This window comes from Xanthovirga aplysinae (assembly GCF_009711365.1).
Lineage (GTDB): Bacteria > Bacteroidota > Bacteroidia > Cytophagales > Cyclobacteriaceae > Xanthovirga > Xanthovirga aplysinae.
Genome location: NZ_SMMB01000203.1, coordinates 1 through 676 on the forward strand (window position 1 = coordinate 1; position 676 = coordinate 676).

Consider the following 676-nt stretch of genomic DNA (forward strand, 5'->3'; position numbering starts at 1 on the left):
CACCGATGGGCAAGGGAATTATTCGGTCAGACTTGAAGAAGGCTGGAGCGGGACAATAAGCCCTCAAAAAGAAGGGTATAGTTTTTCTCCTTCTTCCATGGATATAAACAATATTCAGCAAAACCTTACCGGACAAGATTTTACAGCCGCTCAGATAACTACTGAACCGGTTACATACACCCTTTCCGGACAGGTAGTCGATACTGAAGGAAGTCCACTGGAACAGGTAACTTTAACTGGGCTACTGGGAAACATATCCACCGATGCACAAGGGAATTATTCGGTCAGACTTGCTGAAAACTGGAGTGGTACGATCAGTCCTCAAAAAGAAGGATATAGTTTTTCACCTAATTCCATTGATGTCAACAAGCTACAGCAAGACCTTAGTGGACAAAACTTTACTGCTACCCTTACAACTACAGAGCCCGTTACCTTCACCCTTTCTGGACAGGTGGTCAATACGGAAGGATATCCGCTGGGACAAGTAGCCTTATCAGGTCTTCCGGAAAATACATTCACTGATGGGTATGGGAATTATTCAGTCAGCCTGCCGGAAAACTGGAGCGGCACGATTAACCCTCAAAAAGAGGGGTACAGTTTTTCGCCAGGCTCCATTGCAATTAGCAGTTTGCAGCAAGACCTTAGTGAGCAAATTTTTACGGCTACCATCCCTGAT

General features: G+C 45.1%; 1 protein-coding gene. It reads left to right on the forward strand.

Annotated elements, in window-relative coordinates; genetic code table 11:
- A partial coding sequence (locus tag E1171_RS23260) for a carboxypeptidase-like regulatory domain-containing protein (protein WP_187696113.1) occupies nt 1–676 on the forward strand: 676 nt, incomplete at both ends.